General features: G+C 36.3%; 25 protein-coding genes and 1 tRNA gene. 21 read left to right on the plus strand and 5 right to left on the minus strand.

From position 1 onward, the window contains the following. Positions 1-22: 22 nt before the first annotated feature. From IHV11_RS02405 to IHV11_RS02420, 4 genes are all read left to right on the plus strand, one after another. Entirely contained in the window at positions 23-406 is a 384-nt protein-coding gene (locus IHV11_RS02405) for a hypothetical protein (RefSeq protein ID WP_197193586.1), read from the plus strand. 225 nt (positions 407-631) lie between these two features. Then, the gene (locus IHV11_RS02410; protein ID WP_197193587.1) at positions 632-1,087 is read left to right on the plus strand and encodes a hypothetical protein; all 456 of its coding nucleotides are present in this window, start codon (positions 632-634) and stop codon (positions 1,085-1,087) included. An 86-nt stretch (positions 1,088-1,173) separates the two neighbouring features. Then, complete coding sequence (locus tag IHV11_RS02415) at positions 1,174-1,947, plus strand: hypothetical protein (protein WP_197193588.1); 774 nt, start codon at positions 1,174-1,176, stop codon at positions 1,945-1,947. A gap of 80 nt (positions 1,948-2,027) precedes the next feature. Next, on the plus strand, positions 2,028-3,083 hold the full coding sequence (locus tag IHV11_RS02420) for a hypothetical protein (protein ID WP_197193589.1): 1,056 nt from the start codon (positions 2,028-2,030) through the stop codon (positions 3,081-3,083). A 437-nt stretch (positions 3,084-3,520) separates the two neighbouring features. On the opposite strand, the gene IHV11_RS02425 is transcribed toward IHV11_RS02420, so the two are convergent. Further along, positions 3,521-4,474, minus strand: a complete 954-nt coding sequence (locus tag IHV11_RS02425) for an LAGLIDADG family homing endonuclease (RefSeq protein WP_197193590.1) — start codon at positions 4,472-4,474, stop codon at positions 3,521-3,523. 681 nt (positions 4,475-5,155) lie between these two features. Between IHV11_RS02425 and IHV11_RS02430 the strand changes: the two genes are divergently transcribed. The 3 genes from IHV11_RS02430 to IHV11_RS02440 all read left to right on the plus strand — a co-directional run bounded on the left by IHV11_RS02430 (position 5,156) and on the right by IHV11_RS02440 (position 6,772). Next, complete coding sequence (locus IHV11_RS02430) at positions 5,156-5,341, plus strand: DNA-binding protein (RefSeq protein ID WP_197193591.1); 186 nt, start codon at positions 5,156-5,158, stop codon at positions 5,339-5,341. 65 nt (positions 5,342-5,406) lie between these two features. Then, positions 5,407-5,607, plus strand: coding sequence for a helix-turn-helix domain-containing protein (locus tag IHV11_RS02435; protein WP_197193592.1), 201 nt, complete (start codon positions 5,407-5,409; stop codon positions 5,605-5,607). Between the two features lies 1 nt (position 5,608). Then, positions 5,609-6,772, plus strand: a complete 1,164-nt coding sequence (locus IHV11_RS02440; protein ID WP_197193593.1) for a tyrosine-type recombinase/integrase — start codon at positions 5,609-5,611, stop codon at positions 6,770-6,772. A 148-nt stretch (positions 6,773-6,920) separates the two neighbouring features. Here IHV11_RS02440 and IHV11_RS02445 read toward each other — a convergent pair. Continuing rightward, positions 6,921-6,996 (minus strand) — tRNA-Ala (locus IHV11_RS02445). Positions 6,997-7,404: 408 nt separating this feature from the next. On the opposite strand from IHV11_RS02445, the gene nagZ reads away from it, so the two are divergent. The 9 genes from nagZ to nagE all read left to right on the plus strand — a co-directional run bounded on the left by nagZ (position 7,405) and on the right by nagE (position 18,318). Then, complete coding sequence (nagZ, locus tag IHV11_RS02450) at positions 7,405-9,426, plus strand: beta-N-acetylhexosaminidase (protein WP_197194898.1); 2,022 nt, start codon at positions 7,405-7,407, stop codon at positions 9,424-9,426. Between the two features lie 16 nt (positions 9,427-9,442). Continuing rightward, entirely contained in the window at positions 9,443-10,696 is a 1,254-nt protein-coding gene (locus IHV11_RS02455) for an exo-beta-N-acetylmuramidase NamZ family protein (RefSeq protein WP_197193594.1), read from the plus strand. A gap of 122 nt (positions 10,697-10,818) precedes the next feature. Beyond that, on the plus strand, positions 10,819-12,006 hold the full coding sequence (gene nagA, locus IHV11_RS02460; protein WP_197193595.1) for an N-acetylglucosamine-6-phosphate deacetylase: 1,188 nt from the start codon (positions 10,819-10,821) through the stop codon (positions 12,004-12,006). Further along, positions 12,003-12,722, plus strand: a complete 720-nt coding sequence (nagB, locus tag IHV11_RS02465; RefSeq protein WP_197193596.1) for a glucosamine-6-phosphate deaminase — start codon at positions 12,003-12,005, stop codon at positions 12,720-12,722. The genes nagA and nagB overlap by 4 nt, the downstream gene beginning before the upstream one ends. A gap of 8 nt (positions 12,723-12,730) precedes the next feature. After that, positions 12,731-13,450: a GntR family transcriptional regulator gene (locus IHV11_RS02470; RefSeq protein ID WP_197189641.1), complete on the plus strand. Its 720-nt coding sequence runs from the start codon at positions 12,731-12,733 to the stop codon at positions 13,448-13,450. Positions 13,451-13,502: 52 nt separating this feature from the next. After that, on the plus strand, positions 13,503-14,876 hold the full coding sequence (locus IHV11_RS02475; protein ID WP_197193597.1) for a PTS transporter subunit EIIC: 1,374 nt from the start codon (positions 13,503-13,505) through the stop codon (positions 14,874-14,876). A gap of 19 nt (positions 14,877-14,895) precedes the next feature. Continuing rightward, positions 14,896-15,954, plus strand: coding sequence for a DUF871 domain-containing protein (locus IHV11_RS02480; RefSeq protein ID WP_197193598.1), 1,059 nt, complete (start codon positions 14,896-14,898; stop codon positions 15,952-15,954). Positions 15,955-15,991: 37 nt separating this feature from the next. Beyond that, positions 15,992-16,897, plus strand: a complete 906-nt coding sequence (murQ, locus tag IHV11_RS02485) for an N-acetylmuramic acid 6-phosphate etherase (protein WP_197193599.1) — start codon at positions 15,992-15,994, stop codon at positions 16,895-16,897. Between the two features lie 14 nt (positions 16,898-16,911). Beyond that, positions 16,912-18,318: an N-acetylglucosamine-specific PTS transporter subunit IIBC gene (gene nagE, locus IHV11_RS02490; protein ID WP_197131871.1), complete on the plus strand. Its 1,407-nt coding sequence runs from the start codon at positions 16,912-16,914 to the stop codon at positions 18,316-18,318. A gap of 54 nt (positions 18,319-18,372) precedes the next feature. On the opposite strand, the gene IHV11_RS02495 is transcribed toward nagE, so the two are convergent. Continuing rightward, positions 18,373-18,543 (minus strand): YjcZ family sporulation protein, encoded by a 171-nt coding sequence (locus IHV11_RS02495; RefSeq protein ID WP_144698432.1) that lies wholly within the window; start codon positions 18,541-18,543, stop codon positions 18,373-18,375. 125 nt (positions 18,544-18,668) lie between these two features. Beyond that, complete coding sequence (locus IHV11_RS02500; protein WP_197193600.1) at positions 18,669-19,334, minus strand: hypothetical protein; 666 nt, start codon at positions 19,332-19,334, stop codon at positions 18,669-18,671. 353 nt (positions 19,335-19,687) lie between these two features. Between IHV11_RS02500 and IHV11_RS02505 the strand changes: the two genes are divergently transcribed. Both IHV11_RS02505 and IHV11_RS02510 read left to right on the plus strand, forming a co-directional pair. Further along, entirely contained in the window at positions 19,688-20,332 is a 645-nt protein-coding gene (locus tag IHV11_RS02505; RefSeq protein ID WP_197193601.1) for a 3'-5' exonuclease, read from the plus strand. Positions 20,333-20,553: 221 nt separating this feature from the next. After that, on the plus strand, positions 20,554-20,781 hold the full coding sequence (locus tag IHV11_RS02510; RefSeq protein WP_197131866.1) for a hypothetical protein: 228 nt from the start codon (positions 20,554-20,556) through the stop codon (positions 20,779-20,781). Positions 20,782-20,895: 114 nt separating this feature from the next. On the opposite strand, the gene IHV11_RS21445 is transcribed toward IHV11_RS02510, so the two are convergent. After that, complete coding sequence (locus tag IHV11_RS21445) at positions 20,896-21,597, minus strand: TrkA C-terminal domain-containing protein (RefSeq protein ID WP_197193602.1); 702 nt, start codon at positions 21,595-21,597, stop codon at positions 20,896-20,898. Between the two features lie 132 nt (positions 21,598-21,729). Here IHV11_RS21445 and IHV11_RS02520 point away from each other — a divergent pair, with 132 nt between their 5' ends. From IHV11_RS02520 to IHV11_RS02530, 3 genes are all read left to right on the plus strand, one after another. Then, the gene (locus tag IHV11_RS02520) at positions 21,730-21,888 is read left to right on the plus strand and encodes a hypothetical protein (protein ID WP_197131862.1); all 159 of its coding nucleotides are present in this window, start codon (positions 21,730-21,732) and stop codon (positions 21,886-21,888) included. Between the two features lie 88 nt (positions 21,889-21,976). Then, a complete protein-coding gene (locus tag IHV11_RS02525) occupies positions 21,977-22,717 on the plus strand; it encodes a GDSL-type esterase/lipase family protein (RefSeq protein WP_197131860.1) in 741 nt (246 codons plus the stop codon). A gap of 349 nt (positions 22,718-23,066) precedes the next feature. After that, positions 23,067-24,134, plus strand: a complete 1,068-nt coding sequence (locus IHV11_RS02530) for a Fe(3+) ABC transporter substrate-binding protein (RefSeq protein ID WP_197189632.1) — start codon at positions 23,067-23,069, stop codon at positions 24,132-24,134. Positions 24,135-24,168: the final 34 nt, after the last annotated feature.

The raw sequence follows: 24,168 nt of genomic DNA on the forward strand, positions 1-24,168 counted from the left end.
CTAATTACATGGAGGAATTACAATGTATTTTTACAACGATTTACACGAGAAGAATTTTTACATTTTGAATTTAAAGTTTCCGGGCGGTATACAATATGAAGCTAGTAATTACATAGCTGCATTTCCAGAGATTTTCAATGCAATTAATTATAAAGATGTAGATTATTCCATGTCTCCATTGTTTGCGCTAACGTCGTGGAATGAAGATGAAGAAAGACATGAGTTTACTGCAGCTCAACTTACTGGCACAACCAAACAGATGTGTGAATTAGGGCTATCTCTATATAATGGATATCCTTCTGATTTAGATTATCTTTTTAGTGTAGTTAAATGTGAGGAGTTAATTAGAGTGATTTTTCAGGCGATGAAAATTAGAACAGTAACTTTTAAAGAGTTTGCTTTATAATGAAGTGTAATCCCCCCCCCCACAAACAAGGTAACGGGTTCTAAGAGTACAAAAAGTTGAAAAACATAAGGGAACCTCATATTAGCGACCGAAAAAGCACTGCAAATCGCAGTGCTCTTAACTTTTTATATTGATTTATATTAAACAGAGCCTTAATCAGCAGGAAGACCTCCTGTTTTCATAGAATATTACAAAATATTGAAAAAAAAGAAAGAGGGGAAAATTTTGAGAATCAAACTGTTTTACTTCTTTTTATTTTTTTTGGTTTTGGGTCTGCTAAGCTTAGAAGTAGTAGGTTCAATTAAATTTCAATATAGTGAAGCAAGGGGAAATTTAATTGAACAGTTGGAGATAAGTAAATTTTCTAAAGAAGATATTGCTGGGATTGAGGCTTCCATTCAAGATATAAACGAGAAATACCTCACTTTTGAATCAATTAGTTTTATAAAGGATGGAGAAACGAATGCACAAATACAGAATCATCGGAACATCTTAAATGAAGCCTTTACAGTAACTGAAAAATTTGAAATTGGTGACTATACAATTATTCATAGGTATAATCCAGATTGGTATTTCTTGTTCCCATTGGTATTCCTAAGTATAAGCGGAATATTACTTATTGTTTGGTTAATCGTTCAGGGGAAAAAGTTATATAGGATGAGCCATTTTTTACTACATTAAACCATTTAGCAATTAAAAAAATGATTATAAACAAAATGACTACTAAGTTATTACCAAATTTAATTTTTTTTATTAAGGGGAACAAAATGAAAATAGAAGTACCTATTCGTTATAAAGCAGCAATAACAACTATAAAATGGGCAGCTATTTTAACTTCAATTATTATTAGCTTCTTTACCTTACAAACAAAGATTGCAGTTCTAATTACTTTATGTTTAGTTATTATAGGTCTGATTGTTGAAAAAGTAATTTTCAAATATGACTATCTCTATCTAAATCCAATGCCACCCATTAGATATGAACCACAACAAACTTTTGTGGCTGTTGGGTTTGATGAATTTGACGGAATTGAGCGTCCATTTATCGGGCTAGTTTATAGAACAAAAATAGAGGCACAAGAAGAATTTCGATACTTCAAGAGTATAAATGAAAACAGGTACAAAGATAAGAATAATGAGTTAATTCTTAGTTATGTTTTTGATGATGAAAAACGATACACATTCTTTGTGTATCCTAATAAAAACAGAAATAGAACAATGAAAAACATCGAAGAAATAAAGTTAAATGAAGGTCACAATCAGACAAAGAAACTTAATTTTAAAGTGTTTTCTTTTATAAGATTTTTTCCTTCTACTTTTTCAGGCGAAGGAAATCTAAAAGAGATTCTTAGAGAAAATATCTTACCAAAAACACCTTTTGTTTTTCAGACCTTCTATTTAGATAACGGTGACATAAAGGCAGCACAGAAAAAACCAATTTTAAAATATCATTTAAGAATACTAGATAGAAGTGAATTGAACTCGCAAGAAATTGAGAGTAGATTCGAATGGTACGATATAATGCCTCATTACCATAAATAGAAGAACTTTAATGGAGAAGGAGCAATATTACACTAAAATGCCACCTAATCCATTTTATATAATAAGAAAAGAAGTGTGTTATGAGTATAAAATTATTAACTAAAATTAGCTTACCATATTTATTAAGATTACAATTTCCTGAATCCATTGAAACAGAGCTGCCAGTAGACGATAATTTTTCTTTTTTTAAAATTGTTTTCTTACCAAATATCGATGAACTGGAAAATAAAAATTTCTCACCTAATTATAATGAAAACTTCTGCAATACAATAGAAGTTGAAGCAGTTTTAAACAAATACCACCACATAAACTATTCAATTGAAAAAAGTTCAATATATGATACTTATAATGTAACGACAAAGGATAGAACAGAGATATTTAAAGAAGTTAGAGTTAAATTAAATCACTTTCTTTTATATATCAGTAAAAGTACAAAGATGTTTTGGGTCGAAGACCTTGCAATAAATCCTTTAAGTGGTGTTATTGGAACTCATACAGATTTTATATTTCTTAATCCTGAACATAAAGTAAATATGAATTCAAGAATTTGGAATTCTATTGCGGATAATTTTATGGTCGATTTATATCGGAATAAATTTCAGCCTATTAGCGAAAAATTATTAGATGATTATAAAGGCAACTATGTTGTAAATTTCACATGGGTTACTTACATTAATAAGGCAACGAAAGCGCTTTATAAATCGGAGTTTGAAGAATTTATTATATATTGTGCTATTGCAGCAGAGTCCTTTATAAAAATGTTTGTCAGTACCGGAACATTGTATCCATCAAAATTTGAAGATGATATTGTTTTGGACAAGTTAATTAGCATTGGTAAAAATAATATGGTCGATACTTATTATAAAGTCATACTAAAATATTTATATGGGGTAAACTTATTAGAATTGAATCAAGCCCTTTTCAATAATCTTAAGGATATTTTTAATTTAAGAAATGATATTATGCACAAAGGAATTATGGATGAAAATTCTTTTAAGAAAGTAGGTATCAATGATTTGAATTTTGAACAAGCAAGTCTTTACTTAAATAGATTAAATCAAGCGATTGAAACTTGCTTAAAACTTCCCCTTACAAAAGTACAGCAGGAAGGTGTCTCCAGTTCTGGTCGAAGTTAGATGAAAATCTATTAAACTACATTTTACTTAGGAGCTGATATGGATGTCTTCGTGTGATGGTTCATTTTAGGCTCAGAAGGTGTTAGTTGGACCTGGTGAGGTTATCTCGAAAATAAATTATTAAGATGATGGTGTCAGAGTTACTTTAGTAGGGAATATGATGACCGTTATAGAGTAAAGTCTTTAATTGTACACATATCTATAGATATATTAGTCAGATAAAAAGAGTTTTTTTGATTTGATATATTTAATAACTATTGTCATCTTTCCAAAACTTAGGCGAAATAGGTGCTATTTAGACATAAAAATCCAATAAACGTTGATATAACAACAAAAATAAGCAAGCTAATTCAAAAGCGAATTAGCTTGCTTTTACAATACTTTTTTCTGTTTTGTACTCCAAAAAAGAACCAGTTACAATTTTAAAATTCAATCTTTTAAACACCTTCATTAAGAAAGTAATTATCTTTCATTAAAAGGTATCGAGAATATTTTTCTTCGTGAAAAACTGGACAGTCATGAAGAATTATTTCACAGAAGCTTTTTACTGTGTCCAAGGAAGAGTAGTTAAGAGACCAAGTATTTTTAGTGCGGGAGTCTTTGTATAGATGTTTATAACCAGTCTTAAAGACCTCATCTATTGTTTCTAAATGGTTTTTAACTCCCTGCAAAAAATCCTGCGTTCCAATAAATGAAATAGAGTAAAAGTGGTTAACATGAACTTTTCTTTTTTTAAATGCGCCGTCACCTGCAAAATACCCTCCAATAAAATCATTTAGAAATTTTGAAGGCACTTGTATAGAACTAGGAAATTTCAGGGTTAAGGATTTATTTGGGAGAACACCTTTTCCTAATAAGTCATCATACATCTTCTCGCTGACAATCTCAATTCGTATAAACTCAGAACTACCAGAATAACCTGTCGTACTTTTACCCTCTCGAATAGGGTAGTCACTGTCCAGAGCTTCTAACAGTTGAGTGAAAATAATGCGGTTGCAGTCTGAATCTTTCATTTTGATTCCAACTATTTTTTTACCGTAACTAGACGTGATATAACCGTCAGAATAAATGAGCCCAAGTAAAGCAGCCTTATTTCTACTATCAATAGACTCAAAATAGTCATGATTAACAGCATACTTTCTTGAGTTTTCTCTATTCGAACGAATAATTACTTGATTTCGACGAAGAATTGCTAATATTGTAGGTTTAGATAAGTTTGTTTCTTTTGCAATTTTGTCACTTGATACCCCATTGATGTAACTTTTAATAATAAAGTCATCATGAGTTCGATTAGAATTATATTCCGCGCTACAAGCTCTTCCGCAAAATTTCATTCTTGTACGTATCTTTTCGTAAGGTTTACCACAATTCTCGCATAAAGCAATTTTCATAGAAACACCTCAAAGTATAGAAAATTAGATTACTAGAAGTGTTTCTAAAAAAATGAACATTTATACAACTTTATTTTTTCTTAAAGAAGGATAATAAAAAAATCCAAACAAATTACCCTTATAATGAAAAATTTTATGTAGCGAAGCGCTCCTCAGATGAACCGGAAGGCGGTAATTCTGTTGTTAATTAGACGTTAAAATTTTTACCAAGGTATCCCGTCTTGCCATGGCGGCGAGTAATTTCGCTGACGAGCCGTTAGACGGGGTGAACTTGTCCCCAGATTTATCCCGTACCTGAAGCGAAAGCTTGGTGGAGAAGAGTGTATTCTGAATAGAATATTTGGTAAAGCAGGACCTGGGCGAATTCCGACTACAGCAATGTAGCATGGAGCATTCTTCTTAAAATCGACCGACACCTAAAATGTATTTTTGTCGCATTGATGCCACCCTTTTTAAAAGGGTGATTTCTCTCTTCCCCCTAAAATGTAGACCTTCCCTTTCCCTTAGACCTTTCAAAAATTCCTTTAATTTAATTCAAATATATAAATATATCAATTTTAACTAGCAAAAAGTAACCAAAACAAAAAAAATTCTTTTTTAAAAAGTTTTTTTACTTTCTTAAGTTTTTACTTAAATAAAATGTTACCTTTAGCTCACCAAATATCTCGGGGGCACAAGATAATGAAAAGCTTATCATCTTATCCAGAACTGTTAACAGTTAGAGAAATAAAAGAAGTTTTAAGAATTGGAACACGTCAAACTTATGAACTAGTTAAAACTGAGGAATTTGGAAAATTTAAAGTTCCATGTTCTAAGAAGTACACAAAAAATGGACTTATTTTATGGTTGCAGGGTCAGAACCAATAAATAGTTGAAAGTTTAACATTTATTAAAAAAATGTGATAAAACATAAAAAATGGAGGAAAGTGAAAATGGAAAAAATGAAAGATTATCCAGATGTGTTAAATGTGGAGGACATAATTTCAATACTAAGAATAGGAAAGAGTTCTGCCTATGATTTGGTTCATTCAGGTCAATTTCATACTGTAAAAGTTGGAAGAAGAATTCTGATTTACAAGGACGTTTTATTGCAATGGTTGGACGGACAATCAAAAAAAATGGAGGAAAAATAAGATGCCAGAAATAAAAAAAATAAATGGATACTATCGCTTTAGAGCCGATATTGGACCTAAAGGAAATAGAAAACAAAAAAGGTTTAAATTCAAAACAAAGAAAGAAGCACAGATGGTTTTAGCAGAAATATTAGCTGCTAAACATAGTGGGAAATTTCATGAACCTTCTAAACTAACCGTTAAGGAATACTTTAGTGAATGGCTATTAAATAAAAGGAGTATTAAAAACACAACTTTTTTGGTATATAAAAATCATATTGATAATCATATTATTCCGGAAATGGGTAATATTCATATGATTGATATTAATGAATACCACATTCAAAGTATGTTCAGGAAATTTGATGAGGTAATTCCAAAAGTAAGGAAAATGAAAAATGAAACAATTTATGAAAAAAGACTGTCAAACAAAACTCAGTCAGCAATATATAAAATACTTAAAGTAGTTTTTAATATGGCTGCAAAGAAAAATCACATTCCATCCAACCCCATAGAAGACGTAGAAGCTCCTAGTCCGATAAGTAAAGAAATTTCACCATGGAACGCAAAGGATGCAAAAATTTATCATGACTATTGTGTTAAAGCTTTTATAGAAAATGAAGATTGTATTGCTCTTTCCCAAATTATTGCACTTTCAGGAGGATTTAGAAGAGGTGAAATTCTAGGATTGAAGTGGAAAAATGTTGTTTTTGATAAAAATGAAATTAGGATTAAAAGTATCCTTGATAATAAAAAAACGATTCAACCAACAACTAAAACACGGGATTCTAAAAGGACTGTAATTATGCCACCTGAAGTAACTCAATTATTAAGAACAAGATTAAGAACGATTAATAGGCAAAAAAATATGCTTGGTAAAGCCTATAACGATAATGACTTGGTTATCTGTAATGAATATGGTTTGCCGTTTCATCCAGACAGTATTTACAAAAACTTAAAACGAAAAGCATTAAAATTAGGTTTAAAACCAATATCCTTTCACGCTTTAAGACATACTCATGCGACTCTACTATTAGAAAAAAATGTCCATCCACGTATAGTTTCTGATAGGCTTGGACACAGCCGGGTGGGTATAACATTAGACACATATTCACATGTTGGAAGTTCTATGCAAAAGTTAGCAGCTGATGAAATCACAACAGTATTTTACGAAAGTAAAACATAAAGACTCTGTACCAATCTGGTACAGAGTCTTTAATTATTAATAGGTACCAATAAGAAACATTTTTCAGACTGTGCCAAAACGAGCCAAAACAACAAAAAAATAAAATGTTATTGTCTATGTTTGAGTAAAAATTGCCATTATTAATAAGTGGTGGAGACTAGCGGGTTCGAACCGCTGACCTTTTGGCTGCCAGCCAAACGCTCTCCCAGCTGAGCTAAGCCCCCGATTAATACTGACATAGAAAAGTATATAATTTTTCTGAAAATGGAGCAAGCCTTTTTGGATAAATCTGCATACCCTCGTTCTTAACATCAAATAATAATTAAAATATATTACAGTTATGATTCATCAAAAATTTTAGTCATACCTAACTCTCCTCTAAATGACACTTTCTCAAAAAGATATAAGTCTTTTTTACCTTAAAAGTATTTTTATTAATACTGGTATAGACAACTAGGCCTAGTAGTTTAAAGGACTTAAGTTCTGTTTTGTACTCTTACGACAGGAACCGCTTTTTTTCTACCGAAAAGTGACAAAGAAAGAAAGCGCTACCAAATTTTAAGGAGGTTAGTAATGTGAAAACATCAATAAACATTCGGTATGTTCTTTTAATCGCCCTATTGATCGTTCCTATGTTTGCTGGAATTGGGAAGGCTGAAGGTGTTTCAGCCAAACATAAAAGAAATGAAGGATTAATGATCGCTCAAAATATGCCGCAACTAAGTAAGCATATTAACGGCGATACAGTAGATTTAGCAGCATTGATAACAAGTAAAGATGGAACATATGTCGAAGCGACAAATCATTTAATATGGAAATCCCTTAATAAAAGAGTTGCCTCTGTAAACAATGAGGGCCTTGTAAGCTTAAATGGTAAGAATGGTGCAACAATCATCATAGTTACAGATGGTAAGTCGTTCGACAAAATCGGAATACACGTTAAAAACGGGAAGGCAGAATTTATAAAACAAAAAAACCAAAAATATGACGTGATCAAAAAAGCGATAAAGTCTATGACAGTAAAAGAAAAGGTTGGCCAGATGTTAATGCCAGATTTCCGAAATTGGAAAGGGCAACCTGTAACGGAAATGAACGATGAGATTAGAGAACTTGTAAAAAAATATCACCTCGGTGGCGTTATTCTATTTAGGGAAAATGTAGTAACAACAGAGCAGACAGTTAGATTAGTCGATGAATATAAAAAAGCCAATGAAGATTATGGATTATTGGTATCAATCGACCAAGAAGGTGGAATTGTGACACGTTTGCAGAGCGGTACCGATTTCCCAGGAAATATGGCGCTTGGTGCCACAAGATCAACGGAGATGGCGGAATCTGTCGGACATGCCATTGGATCAGAGCTCCATTCATTAGGAATTAATATGAACCTTGCTCCTGTTTTGGATGTTAACAACAATCCAGATAATCCTGTCATTGGAGTACGATCATTTGGTGAAGAACCTCAGTTAGTCGCTAATTTAGGTACTGCTTATACAAAAGGATTACAAAATTCAGGTATGGCTGCCACTGCTAAACACTTTCCAGGTCATGGTGATACAGCTGTTGATTCTCATTTAGGTCTACCATCTGTACCTCATGAAAAAGAGCGGTTATTAGAAGTTGAGCTATATCCTTTTCAGCAAGCGATGGATGAAGGTATTGATGCTATTATGACAGCACATGTTACCTTCCCTAAAATTGATCCTACCACTGTGATTTCTAAAAAGGATGGAACAGAAATCAATCTTCCAGCTACATTGTCATACGAAGTTTTAACAAATTTAGTGCGAAAAGAAATGGGCTTTAAAGGTGTTATTTCTACCGATGCATTAAACATGAACGCCATTGTTGATCACTTTGGGCCGGTTGATGCTGTCATTCGTGCAGTAAATGCTGGAACTGATATCGTATTAATGCCGGTAGGATTAGAAGAAGTCGCAAACGGTTTATATGAGGCAGTCGATAATGGAGAAATCACAGAAAAAAGATTGAACCAATCTGTTGAGCGTCTATTGACGTTAAAAGCGAATCGCGGGATTTACAAACAAGTAAATGAGACACCAGTTGAAGAAAAAATTGAACATGCAGAGAATGTCGTTGGCAACCAAGAGCATAAGGCTTTAGAAAATGAAGTGGCAAGAAAGTCAATCACACTTGTGAAGAACGATAATCTTTTACCGGTTGATAAGAACGAGGTCAAGTCGGTAGTGGTTATTGGCAATACCTATATTGAAAACCTTAAACAAGCATTAGCTTCTCATCACTCATCGGTAGAGTTGATAAAAGCAGATAAACCTTTAAATGCTGAACAGTTACAAAAAGTAAAAGATGCCGACCTCGTTGTTCTCGGAACCTATACGTTTAACGTGGCTGGACGTTCACCGTCTTCACCTCAAATGCAGATGATCAATCAAGTTATTGAGGCTGCACCAGATAAAACAACAGCAGTAGGTATTCGAAATCCTTATGATATTATGGCGTTCCCTGAAGTTTCAGCTTATCTTACACAATACAGCTTCAGAGATGCGAGCTTTAGGGCAGCAGCAGAAACTATTTTTGGAATGAACGATCCTTCAGGTAAATTACCTGTTACGATCTATGAAGAAGGTTTAGAACAGATTCTATATCCGTTTGGTCATGGTGAAAGCTACTAATAGGGGGAAATAGACAATGAGAAAATGGGGAATTTTTTTAACGATATTGATGTTGTTTTCTTTTATATTGCCAGGTGCTCAAGCTACGAACCAGAAAGGTTTTGATCATAAGAAAAGGTTTAAGACAGGACTAGAGCAATTGTTGAATCATGATATGAGGGTATTAAAGGGTAAGAAGGTCGGTTTAATCACGAACCCGACTGGAGTAGACCGCAACTTGAACAGTATCGTTGATGTTTTATACAATCATCCAGATGTAGAGTTAAAAGCATTGTACGGACCTGAGCACGGAGTTCGAGGAAGTGCTCAAGCTGGAGAATATGTTGAATTCTACATTGATCCAAAAACAGGTCTTCCAGTCTACAGCTTATATGGAGCAACGAAAAAGCCAACTCCTGAGATGCTTGAAGGAATCGATGTTTTAGTGTTCGATATACAAGATGTAGGCACGCGTTTCTATACGTATATTTACACGATGGCTTATGCGATGGAAGCAGCCAAAGAGAACAATATTCCATTTGTGGTACTCGATCGTCCGAATCCATTAGGAGGTAAAGAAGTAGAAGGACCTGTATTAGATCCTGCCTACTCTTCATTTGTTGGCCTTTATCCAATTCCGCTTAGGCATGGTATGACTGTAGGAGAACTAGCTAAATTATTTAACAAAGAGTTTGATATTGATGCAGATTTAAAAGTAGTAGAGATGAAGGGGTGGAAGAGATCTTGGAGCTATGAAGATAGTGGTCTCGAATGGGTGTTGCCTTCACCTAATATGCCTACAAAAGATACGGCACTTGTGTATCCTGGAAGTGCACTGATCGAAGGCACGAACGTTTCAGAAGGTCGCGGAACGACTAAGCCGTTTGAATTGATCGGTGCTCCATTTATTAATGGAGATCAACTAGCTGAGAAATTAAATAAAGAAGCTCTGCCTGGTGTTACATTTAGAGCAGCCTCGTTTACACCTGCTTCATCAAAACATGCAGGGAAGCTATCTCACGGAGTTGAGATTCATGTAAAGGATGAAAAGTTATTCCAGCCTGTTCTTACTGGAATCACTCTTGTGAAAAGCCTTCATGATCTTTACCCAAATGATTTTGAATTTAGGGCAGAAGATAGTAGAGGGATCTCTTTCTTCGATCTATTAACCGGAAACGGATGGGTTCGAGAGTATATTGAGACAGGGCGAACTGTAGATGAAATTGTTTCTCGGTATGATCAAGAACTGGAAGAGTTTAAAGATTTACGAAAAAAATATTTATTATATTAAGCGTATTTGAGAGCTAAGGCGTTTTCTTTAGCCTTAGCTTTTTTGTTTGAATTTTCTGACTGGTATAGACAACTAGTCATAAGAATGATAGGCTAGGCATAAAGTGATAAAGGGGAGTGGACATGAAACCTAATATTTTACTAGTTGGGAACTTGATTAACGAAGAAGGAAAGCTCGTTAAAAATGGATATGTGTGGATAAAGAACGATAAGATTCACTATGTTGGTACTCCAACCCCCTTTTCACCAGATGAAGATGTAATAAGGTATACCATGCCTCAGGACTGTATCATCATTCCTGGCATGATCGATATTCATATTCATGGTGCTGCTGGAGCAGATTTTATGGATGGTAATGAAGAAGCACTAGAGATTGTTGCAAAACATCTCCCAGCAGAAGGAACGACATCCTTTTTAGCAACAACGATGACTGAAGAAACATCCGTTATTCATACAGCACTTAATACTGCTGCAAACTTTATAAAACAATCTCGAAGTCCAGCCGCTGAAATGCTGGGTATCCATTTAGAAGGACCTTTTATTTCTCCAGTACGTGCAGGTGCACAGCCTACGTCTTTTATTCAGGAGCCTGACGTACATTTATTTAAAAAATTTCAAGAAAGTGCTGATGATCAAATAAAACTCGTCACTTTAGCACCTGAAATGGATGGTGGACTTGAACTTACAAAGTACTTATCTTCACAAGATGTGATCGCTTCGATCGGTCATAGTGACAGTTCTTTTGTAGAAGTAAAAGCTGGGATTGAAGCAGGTATTTCTCATGTTACCCATTTATTTAACGGCATGCGCGGAATACATCACAGAGATCCAGGTGTTGCTGGTGCTGCTCTCTTACAGCAAGAATTGATGGTTGAGATGATCGCGGATGGCGTTCATGCTAGTCCTGAGATGATTCGACTAGCCTACCATTCTATTAGTGCAGAACGCACGGTCTTAATTACGGATTCAATGAGAGCCAAAGGTTTAGGAGAAGGATCCTACACACTTGGTGGCCAGCAAGTAACTGTAACAGGTAATGAAGCTAGATTAATTGACGGAACACTAGCAGGAAGTATCTTACCGATGAATGCTGCTGTTAAAAATATGATGGATTATACGCAGTGCTCTTGGTCGGATATTGTGAAGATGACGAGTGAAAATGCTGCAAAAGAGTTGCGGATCTTTGAACGAAAAGGAAGTCTCTCGGTTGGTAAAGATGCCGATATTACGGTGTTGACGGAGGACAGCGATGTACTCATGACATTTTGTCGAGGCGAGCTTGTGTATCATCGAAAGGGGGAACGAGTTTGAGATTGATCAAGGTTTCCGATGAAGAAGAGCTTAGTAGAATGGCAGCTGAATATGTGTTTTCGAAAATAAAGAGTTCAGAAAAAATTGTACTTGGTCTTGCTACGGGGAAGACACCTTTAGGCATGTACCGACACCTTTCAAAATATAGTAAAGAGTATAAGCAGTCCTATTCACAAGTGTACACGGTTAACCTGGACGAATATGTCGGTTCCAGAGCTTACCATGAATACATGCAACAAAACTTTTTCGATCATATTGGAATCCATAAGAATCAAACTCATCTCCCAGATGGTAACGCCGTAGATCTTGAAAATGAATGCAAGCGCTATGAAGAAGTGATCAAACAACTGGGTGGTATCGATCTTCAGGTGCTCGGTATCGGAGAGAACGGACATATCGGTTTTAATGAACCGGGTACAGATTTTAGTTCGCGCACGCATGTAGTGAAGTTAACAGAGTCGACATTAAGGGCGAACGCTAAATATTTTACACATGAGAAACAGCCGCGAAAAGCGATTACGATGGGAATCGGCACGATACTCGAGAGTAAAGAAATCCTGCTTCTTGCTGCTGGCGAAAAAAAAGCGAGGGCAGTAAGAGCGCTATTTCAAGGTATCATGAATTCCGATATACCTGCGACAGTTCTTAATCATCATCCTAACGTTACTGTGTTAGCTGACAAAGGTGCAAGGAGTCTTTTAGTAGAGGAGAGTTAAGTATTTTTATGATTGATAAAACATCACCAATGCCACTTTACTTTCAGATCGAAGAAGCGATCAAACAAAAGATTGATAAGGGTGAATGGGAAGCTGAAACCATGATACCTTCTGAAAGAGAATTTTCTCTAAACTATGAAGTAAGCCGCATGACAGTCCGGCAGGCTATCAATAATCTTGTGAATGATGGCTATTTAACCCGCCGAAAAGGAAAAGGTACGTTTGTTTCTGCAAAGAAAATAGAGCAGAAGCTTCTAGGCCTTACAAGCTTTACAGAAGACATGAAGTCACGGGGCTATAAACCCGCATCTAGACTCATATCTTTCCAAAAAACGACCGCTGAAAACAGATTAGCAAAAGCGCTTGAGATAGAAGAGGGTCAAGAAATTTATGAGATTAAACGTGTACGCCTTGCAAATGACATTCCGATGGCGTTTGAGACTACTTATGTTCCCGTTGATCTTCTTGAATTAAACGAATCACATATAAAAGAAGGTTCTTTGTATTCTGAAGTTGAGAATGCAGGCTTTGTAATAGATTATGCGACACAAAGTTTAGAAGCGTCCATTTCGCGTGAAGCAGAAAGCGAGATACTCGAGATTACAAAAGGCGCAGCCGTTCTTCTTATTAAGAGACAGACTTATTTAACGACAGGACGGCCACTTGAGCTCGTTCATTCGGTGTATCGAGGCGATCGCTACAAATTTATGATCGATATGAAACGCTGATAAAAAGCGTTTTATATAAAAATGAAAGCGTTTACTAAAAGGGGGAAGAAGCATGGGGAAAGAGCAGCAAATGGCTCATGGTATCATCGAAAAACTTGGAGGTTCTTCGAACATCCAATCGTTGATGCACTGTATGACGAGAATTCGGGTTAATCTACACGACCCGTCAAAGGCAGATCTAAAAGGTCTTAAAGAAGTAGATGGTGTGCTGGGTGTCGTTGAAGATGATACACTGCAGATCATTGTTGGACCTGGCATCGTTAATCGCGTCACGCTTGCGATGAGCGAAGAAACAGGTATGAACATTCAATCTGTTGATGAGACGGATCCAATGGACCTCGAACAGATGGCACGCATGAATAAGGATGCCATCAACAAGAAAAACGCAACTCCTTTTAAACAATTTTTGCGCAAGATCGCTAGTATCTTTATTCCGCTGATTCCTGCTATTGTTGCTTCTGGTTTAATTATGGGAATCACGAATGCGGCAATTAACTATGGCGCAGATAAAGACACATCATTCATGCAGATGATGGGTGTTATCGGTGGAGGATTGTTTGCTTACTTGGCCGTCTTCGTTGGTATCAACACAGCAAAAGAATTTGGAGGTACCCCTGCACTTGGAGGAGCTGCCGGAATCTTAATCATTAATCCGAACCTAGCTAATATTACACTTTTTGGTGATCCATTAGTTGTTGGTCGTGGTGGTTTAATAGGAGTTATGTTAGCTGCCATATTTATCGTCTTTTTAGAAAAGAGAATTCGTAAATTTGTTCCAGCAGCTATTGATATTATTGTTACACCGACTTTAGCGTTACTGATTACAGGCTTTGCAACACTTTATGTCCTGCAGCCAGTTGGTGGTTTTCTTTCAGATGTTATCACAAAAGGACTATTAAATATTCTTGATGTAGGCGGTATTTTCTCTGGACTTATCTTAGCAGGAACATTCCTTCCATTGGTCGTAACAGGATTGCATCAAGGGTTAACACCAGTGCACATGGAGCTAATTAACACGATCGGTGATGATCCTTTATTACCGATTCTAGCAATGGGTGGAGCAGGGCAAGTTGGTGCTGCCTTTGCGATCTACTTTAAGACAAAGAACCAGCGTCTTCGTAAAGTCATTAAAGGTGGATTACCTGTAGGTATGCTTGGAATAGGTGAGCCATTAATCTTTGGTGTTACCCTTCCGCTCGGGCGACCGTTCTTGACAGCATGTCTAGGAGCAGCAGTTGGTGGAGCGTTTCAAGCGTTCTTTAAGATAGCAACGGTTTCAATTGGTGTATCAGGTATACCGTTAGTATTCCTTGTTTGGCCAAATGAAATGGTTCTCTATCTAGTAGGTTTAGTAATTGCTTATTTCTTCGGATTCTTATTCACATGGACGTTTGGATTTAAAGAGAGTATGGCAAAAGACATCTAACGAATCAGGAGTGAACGTTTTGTGTTATGGTATTTCGATTTACCTGAGTGAATCAGACACGTTTAATAAAAACTGGATGGAGAAAGCCGCTAAAAGTGGCTTTCAATATATCTTTACTTCTCTTCATATTCCTGAAGAGAAGGACGTGGATTACGTTAAACAAGTTAAATGGTTAGGGAAAACGGCTCAAAAGTTTCATATGGAAGTAATGGCTGATGTTTCACCAGCTTCTCTAGAGCGGTTGGGTTTATCTTTTAATGAACTGCCTTCCCTAAAAGACTGGGGCATTTCGGGTATCAGGGTGGATTATGGGTTTACAGCCAAGCAGATCGCTTGGCTGTCTCACCACCTGAAAGTTGGCCTGAATGCAAGTACCATTGACGAAGAAGAGCTTAGGAAGTTGATGGATGAGGGACTTCAACCGAATCAAACAGAGGCTTGGCACAACTTTTATCCAAAACCGTTTACAGGTATCTCTAAGCAATCTCTTTATGAGAGAAATGCTCTGTTTCATCGGTATGGAATCAAGACGATGGGATTTATTCAAGGTGATGAACAATTACGCGGCCCTCTTCATTTAGGGCTTCCTACAATTGAGAATCACAGACATGTATCACCTGCACTTGCTGCGTTAGAACTTCAAGAAATGAATACGGATAAAATCTGTGTAGGAGATTTGAACCTTACGAACAAAACGTTGCAAGAATTAAAGTTTTTAATGGAAGGTACAGTCCCTCTTTATGCCGATTTAAACAAAGGATACGAGACATACGACAACATGGTTCATACGAATAGAATGGATGCTGCAGAGTATGTGATCCGGTCCGTTGAGTCAAGGCATCAGCCTTCTCATTTTCGATCAGGAGCTCATGAGTTAGATGTATTTAATGAAGGAACGATAACGGTTGAAAACGAGTTATATGGCAGGTATGCGGGTGAACTTCAGATTTGTTTAAAAGATATTCCTGCTGATACAAAAACGAATGTAGCGGGACGTATAAAAGAAGAGAGCTTGTCACTGATGAAGAAAGTTGCAAGCGGCAAGAGATTTGTGCTGCTGAATTCAAAAGTGAAATAAAGTTTTGTTAACTATCAATCATTTAAAGGAGATCAAGATGGACTTAACCAAATTGGCTACAGAAAAAAGAAACCCTGACACGTTAACAATTGATGAACTTACAACTTTAGAAGTGATCCAAAAAATACACGAAGCCGATCTGGGAGTAGCCAGTCGTATTACTCCTGTTTTAAAAGAAATCAGTTCTGTCGTTGAAAAAGTAGTAACAGCTTTTGAAAATGAAGGTCGATTGATTTATATAGGTGCTGGAACTAGTGGGCGGTTAGGTGTGTTAGATGCCTCAGAGTGTCCTCCCACATACGGCACAGATCCAAAGTTAGTCGTAGGGATAATTGCAGGCGGTGAGTATGCCTTACAACATGCGATCGAAGGAGCGGAAGATGATGCAGAGTTAGGTCAATCCGATCTTCAATCATTGAATGTAACAGAAAGAGATGTTGTTGTTGCGATTGCGGCTTCTGGCAGAACTCCATATTGCTTAGGTGCGATGAAATACGCCAAAACAAAAGGAGCATTAACGGCGGCTCTTGTTTGTTCTGTGGATTCGCCGATGGAAAAACTTGCGGACATTAGCATTCCTGTTATAACGGGGCCAGAAGTGGTCACAGGCTCTACCCGAATGAAAGCTGGTACCGCTCAAAAACTTGTGTTGAACATGATCAGTACAGCCAGCATGGTGAGATGGGGTAAAGTGTACAGCAATCTAATGGTAGATGTTCAACCAACGAATGAGAAACTAAGACAACGAGCTAAAAATATTATTATCGAAGCTTCGGGTGCAACAGAAAAAGAAGCGGAAATGGCTTTGCAAGAACAAGGTGGCAACACAAAGGCGGCAATTTTTCAGCTTGTGACAGGCGTCGCACCACATGAAGCTAAACTGCAACTAGATGAGCATAATGGAAAGTTAAAAGAAGCGATACGTAATTTCACTCAAAAGTGAGAGGGGTAGGTACTATGTTAGGTTTCTTACAGCGGATCGGTCGGGCGCTCATGCTTCCGATCGCAGTTCTTCCTGCAGCTGGACTTTTGCTACGTTTTGGTCAAGACGATTTACTAGACATACCATTCTTAGTTGCTTCAGGAAACGCGATTTTTGGTCATCTAGCACTTTTATTTGCGATAGGCGTTGCAGTCGGATTATCTAGAGATGGGAGTGGAGCTGCTGGACTTGCAGGAGCAATCGGTTACTTTGTATTAACAGAAGGAGCCAAAACATTTGCCGAAGTAAACTTGAATTATGACGGGAAATTTGATATGTCCGTCTTAGGAGGTATTCTAGCAGGGGTTATAGCTGGACTTTTATATAATAAATTTTATAATACGAAACTCCCAGAATGGCTTTCTTTCTTTGGAGGTAAACGATTTGTTCCAATCGTAACTGCTGGTACGATGGTACTTTTAGCGCTAGTCTTCGGATTCATCTGGCCATATCTTCAGATGGGGTTAGAGAATGTTGGTACTTGGATAACAAGTGCAGGTGCGATCGGTGCAGGTATATTCGGTTTCTTTAACCGCTTATTAATTCCACTTGGACTTCATCATGTACTCAACAGCTTCTTATGGTTTGTATTTGGTGAATTCACAGGTGAAAATGGGAAGGTAGTTACGGGTGACTTATGGAGATTCTTTGCTGAAGATCCTAAAGCAGGCTTCTATATGGCTGGATTTTTCCCTGTGATGATGTTCGGGCTACCAGCTGCGTGTTTAGCAATGATTCATACAGCAAAAAAACATCGGAAGAAAGCAGTTGCGGGGATGTTAGGAAGTTTAGCACTCACTTCCTTTGTCACTGGTATCACAGAACCTATCGAATTTGCGTTCATGTTCCTATCTCCTTTATTGTATGTGATTCATGCTGTATTAACGGCTGTTTCAATGTCGGTCGCAGTATTACTAGATATACATCACGGGTTCACGTTTTCTGCTGGTGCGATTGATTATTTCTTAAATATTGGGATCTCGCAGAATGGTTGGTTGTTACTTCCGATGGGAGCGGTATATTTTGTCTTATACTATGGAATATTCCGTTATCTAATTGTAAAACTGAACTTGCAAACACCAGGCAGAGAAGATGAAGAATCTATAGTTTCAGAAGCCGCAGCAACTTCTACAACCAATGAAAGGTACGAAACGGCAGCATCGGCGTACTTGAGTGCACTCGGTGGAAAAGACAATATCGTGCTGCTTGAAAACTGCATTACTAGATTACGAGTTCAGATTAAAGATTTGTCAGCAGTTGATGAGGAAGGTTTAAAGAGAGCAGGATCTAAAGGGCTGATTAAGCTTAATAACCAAAATATACAGGTTGTAGTAGGTTCTGAGGTTGAACCGATCGCAGATTGTATGAGAGATAAGCTATAAAGCTATAAAAAAAGACCGCCATCTTCTTAAAGAAAATGGCGGTCTATGTTTTTCTTACACGTTCCAATAACCACTTACTGGTACGTTTGCTGCGTATCCATAGGAACATGGATACGCATATACGCAGCAGTTTCCATTAAACGAGACGGCTCCGACAATAATGAGCAGCACGAATAGTACCACGTAAAGCGTAAAGCTATCAGAACAGTACTTTCTTGACGACATAATTTCACTCCTCTTCTTGCATGTGAGAAGCCGATTTCTCTCCTCAGCTCATTTTATGCAAGTAGGATGAGCATAGAAACGGAGATAAACGCCTCATTTTAAGAGAGTTGCTGTCAACAAGAAGTCTATTTGTATGCTTCATCTAAGATGATGTATAAGTAATCTACGAATTCACCTTTTGAAAACATCGTAACTTCATATATATTACCAAGGTCGTTGTATACATAAGCTGTGTCTGTGTCTGTTGTTTCTTCAACGTCTACAGGTAGACCCGCAAGTTCAAGAGCTCTTGTCATTTCTTCATCATTAAACATAATTTCTTCGTCTATTACAGAATAAACAAGACGAGCTGCTTTTCCTTCCACAAACGTAACCGCATACTTATCATTCTGATAGTAGTTTACGATAGCGGGAACGAATTCAGTCGTACCTGAGTAGCGGAACTGAATCTTTTCAGAGCGGGTTGGTTTACCCCATCTGTCGCTTATTTGTTTTTCTGAAGAATTTGTTAGTTCACTAGCAACAAATTGATGCTCGCTAGTTAGATAGTCCGTTTGTTCACTATCACTATTTTCTGATTCACCTTCGGCATTGCTGTTGTCATCTTCTTTAGTAGTTGTCTCAGTTGCTTCTGAATCTTCTTTTACTGGTTCAGATGTGGAATTATCAGTAGATTCTTCCTTCTCTGCTTTTGTTTCAGAAGTTCCTTGTTCATTTTGTTTCGTATCCTTTGAACAAGCTGTTACAGTTAGTAACCCAATTATAAGCAATAGCGTAATAAGTTTTTTCATGATACTCCCTCATTATGTAATTCATATTGTTTAACAGACACTTCCAATGTTAACAAAAGAGTATAAAAATTGAAAATGAAAACTTTGGCAAATGAAGAAACTTATATCCTTTTGAGAATAGAATGACATTTAAATACCTCATTTTCATAAAATAAGGATATAGCTGTTATCGCTTTTTTGTTGTTTCCAAAGTAGTTGATTACATCTCGTGGGGGCATTTTGCAATGCTTTTATTAAAGAACTCATTATCAGTCGAATGCATGGAGGATTATTTCATTTTGTTAACAAATCAACTACAATATATGGTAGACATCCATTTAAAGGCATGAATGCGGAAGGGCAGGTGGAATGGGATGCAGTATATTGTGTATGATTTAGAAATGACAAACCGGCTCTCAGAGATTATTGAGATAGGTGCCATTCGAATGATCGAAGTTGATGGTGAGCTTAAAATTTTGGATACGTTTCAATCATTCGTTCAACCAAAAATGGATAAGTTGAATACACGAATTACGAATCTGACTGGTATCACAAAAAAAGATTTGATTTCTGCTCCTGTTTATACAGAGGCAATTGAAAATTTTAGATCCTGGATTGGCGTAGAAGAATATTATCTTTGTTCTTGGGGACCAGAAGATAAGTGGGCACTCATTACTGATTCAACTTTTCATAAAGCAGATACGGATTGGATCATCAACCATAACGATCTGCAATTTCATTTCAGTATGCTCCACGATAGTGAAAAGGGATTCCGTTATGGGTTGTCGCGTGCACTCCAGGCAATGGAACTTGTTTATGAAGGATCTAAACACAGAGCACTAGACGATGCCATGAATACAGCTAGAATTCTCACTAAGATATATAGAAAGATCAAATTTGTAAAAAACCCGACTTCTTTTTTAGAATCAAAGCTTTTTGAGCCTGAAAAATTAGTTTATAAAACAAAGTCTGAAGTGAATGAGTCTCCCTTTGCTTCCTTATCAAAGTTATTTAACTAAAGTAATTTTAGTTTTAAATGTAAACTTTTCAATGCAAACAGTTAACCATTAAGACGAGGATAGGACTTATTCCCTGTTTATTCGACTTCCTTCGACATAAATGTATAGGTATTATAGGGTAAAATCCATAAAAAGTAAGATATGTCGTCATTTGACGAATTGTTTTTGTAGGAAAATGACCTTAGTTTCGATAATAATAGTAAGCGTAGGGGGTGTTGTTGGTGGATACTACATATTACATAACCAATAAAAACAATCAGTTGTTGGAACTTTTGAACACGATAGACCATTGCTTGACAGGTGCAAGACTTGAGGAAGTGGATTCAATAATCAAATTAAAAGAAGAATTGTTAGCAAATGATGGTATACATATAACTCCAGAGCAAATTAATAATATTATTTCCTTACTGTTATCATTTGTCCCTAATACAGTCAGAGAAGTTGGTTAATTGAGAATCTCTTCATAAAGAGGTTCTTTTTTACTACCTAGAGTTTTATTCGCTCATATATTTTGCTTTCAGGGGGTAAAGTCGAAAAAAATAAGAAATGAAAAAGATCACTTCTTATTTAGATTCCTCTACTTCTTTTTTTGATTTCAATTCATCCATTTCATTTTTAAATCTTTCTTGTAGACAACTTTTGTGACCATATAGGACCAACATGTCTCCTTCTTGTATTTTTGTCGTATAACTATCCTTTCGTACTGTTACATCTCCTCGTTTTATAAATAAGACAATTAGATCATCTTCTGTTTGAATGACGTCTCTTAATTGTTTCCCCATTATCTTTGAATCTTTATGTATAGGAATTTCTACTACAACATCATCCTCTTCAAAATACATAACATCTCTTAAAGGAAGATCTGCTAAGTTATAGCTTTTTTCCATGTGACTCTCAAAAGAACGTTTCATGTATTTTTTTAGTTTAGGTACGCTTAAGATTAAATATAAACTGATGAGTACTAAAATAATGATTCCAAGTTCGATCGAACGAAATTCATCTGATAAGATGCTGCTTATCGATGAAATGATAACCGCTAATGAAAAAACTCCGAACAAAATGAGAAACGTACTTAAACGTCTGCGTACCGGATGCTCCAGAATCAACTCTGATTCTCCTGTCGTAAATCCAGTGGCTGTAAACATTGAGATGACCTGGAAGCGAGCGATTTCTTTTTTAAGACCAGTTAGCGTGAATAACAGAACGTTAATTTCAATCACAATTCCTATGATGGCAAAATAAAGTAAAGTGAATAAAAAACCCACAAAGGCACCTCCGTTAAAATTCTTCTTTACCTGTATACCCTTATTTTCTATTTATATAGAGGAAATAAAATATTTTATTCGTTTCATAAACATATATAGCCCCTCATATAGTTTGGTACAGGAGGGATGTAGATGATAGGTTTTCTTATTACCTTAGTGCCCGCAAGTCTATTGTGTGGAGGAGTTGCTATGTTGATTCATACATTCGTGAAAAAAGATTCATATCAATACGATCAAGAAAATCTTTGGGAGGATACATCACTTACATCTGAAGATTATCGTTTGAAATAACAAATTAACACATTCATTACTTGATATTTTCCCTCGTTATGGTAAAAAGTAATATAACAATAACTTGTAACAGAATCGAGGATTTGATGTGCGGAAAGTATCAAAAAGATGGTTAATTGGTGGTACAGGACTAGCCCTCATACTATTCCTTATCTTTCAATTTTATGGAGAAACAGAAGGGGCGAGCGATACACAAACTCTGAAGGTCGTTGCCCTTGGAGACTCATTAACGTATGGAGTTGGTGACCCATCCAAAACAGGCTATATCGGGATCGTTAAACGAAATATTCAGCAGCAAACAGGCAGAAATGTAATCATTAATAATTTTGGGATCAGTGGACAGCGTTCCGACCAATTGTTAAGACAATTGGATAATGGAGTCGTGATCAAGTCATTAAGACAAGCAGATCATATCTTTGTTTTTATAGGCACAAATGACTTTCGTCACGCTGCCGGTTGGAACTTTCGCCAGTTGCCTCAGCAGAAATTAATGCTAGGAAAAGAAAAGCTAAGAAACAATTTAACTAAAACACTGACAGTGGTGAGGGAAAACAATTCGTTTGCACCGGTTTACGTATTAGGTCTTTATAATCCTTATTTTGGGAAAGAATACGATCCCACAGCTGCAGAGAGTATTAAGACATGGAATGAAGCAATCGTTGAGGCGAGCAAAGAAAGCACGCTTACAAAGTATATCTCTACTTTTGAACTCTATGAAAACGTTGAGAAAGAACTGTATTTTTCTGATTCTATACACCCTAATAGAAGGGGATATAACAGATTAGGAAATTGGGTTTATAACCAGTGGAAACCTTTAAATCAGGAATGATCTCTTAGAAGTAGATACTTCTAAGAGATTTTTTTGATTTCTTTTTTAATTTCTTCTTTTGGATAGAACCATCCTTTGTGAAAGTAGTTGTTTTCAGGCTTCAGGGCGAACGGTGAGCGTCGTTTGTAAGTTTCATTTTTTATAAGTATTACCTCCGTGCTTGTCCGAACCTGATACTTGGCATCTTTCACTCCAATCAGCTCTTAAAGGAGAATAGGATTTGAGAACAACAATCCACCAGAGAAAAACATTAAAAAAAACGGTTGACTTGAGAATGATTATCATTATAATTAAAAGTGAAGTTGATAATCGTTTTCAATTACTTATACATAAAAGGAGTAACTGACATATGTTTAAAAAGAATCTTTTTACGGTTGTTACAATGGTCCTACTAGCTGCTTTAGTCTTAGCAGGCTGTGGTAAATCAAACGAGGGTGCGAGTTCGAATAATAATGAGACAAAAAAAGAAGAAGTAAACCTATATACAAGTCGTCACTATGAAGTTGATGATAAAATCTTTGCTGATTTTACAAAAGAGACAGGAATTAAAGTCAACCTTATTAAGGGTAAAGAAGATGAGTTGATCGAGCGTCTTACAAGAGAAGGGAAAGCAACAAAAGGAGACCTTTTCTTCACATCTGATGCTGGACGTTTACACTGGGCAAAAGATAAAGACCTCTTACAAAGTGTAGAAAGCGAAACTTTGAATAAGAATATTCCTGATAATTTAAGAGATAAAGACAATCAATGGTTCGGTCTAACAAAACGTGCACGTGTTATCGTATATGATCAGAAAAAAGTAGACAAATCAGAACTATCTACTTATGAAGCGTTAACTGAAGACAAATGGAAAGGTAAAGTACTGATCCGTTCATCAGAAAATATTTACAATCAATCATTAGTATCATCCTTTATTTCATTAAACGGAAAAGATGAAGCGAAGAAGTGGGCAGAAGGGATCGTTAACAACATGGCTCGTGATCCACAAGGTGGTGACAAAGACCAAGCGAAAGGTATCGCTGCTGGTGAAGGTGATGTTGCCATCATGAACTCATACTATTTTGGTCAGATGTTGAACTCAGAAGATCCTGAAGAAGTGAAAGTTGCTAAACAGCTAAGTGTGTTCTTCCCTAACCAAGAAACAACAGGAACGCACATCAATATTAGTGGTATAGGTGTTACGAAACACGCTAAGAACAAAGAGAATGCTATAGAATTAATGGAATATCTGTCTAGTCCAAAAGTTCAAGAAGTATTTGCTGAAGCCAACTACGAGTATCCGGTTAATAAAGAAGTAGAGCCTTCAGAGCTTTTAAAGTCTTGGGGTCCGTTTAAAGAACAAGATCTTAACCTTTCTGAGTTAGGTGAAAACAATGCAGATGCTGTTAAGATTATGAATGAAGTCAGCTGGAAATAAACGTTAATATTTTGCCGTATCACGATTTGTGATA

It is taken from the genome of Fictibacillus sp. 26RED30, from assembly GCF_015903845.1.
Taxonomy (GTDB): Bacteria; Bacillota; Bacilli; order Bacillales; family Fictibacillaceae; genus Fictibacillus; species Fictibacillus phosphorivorans.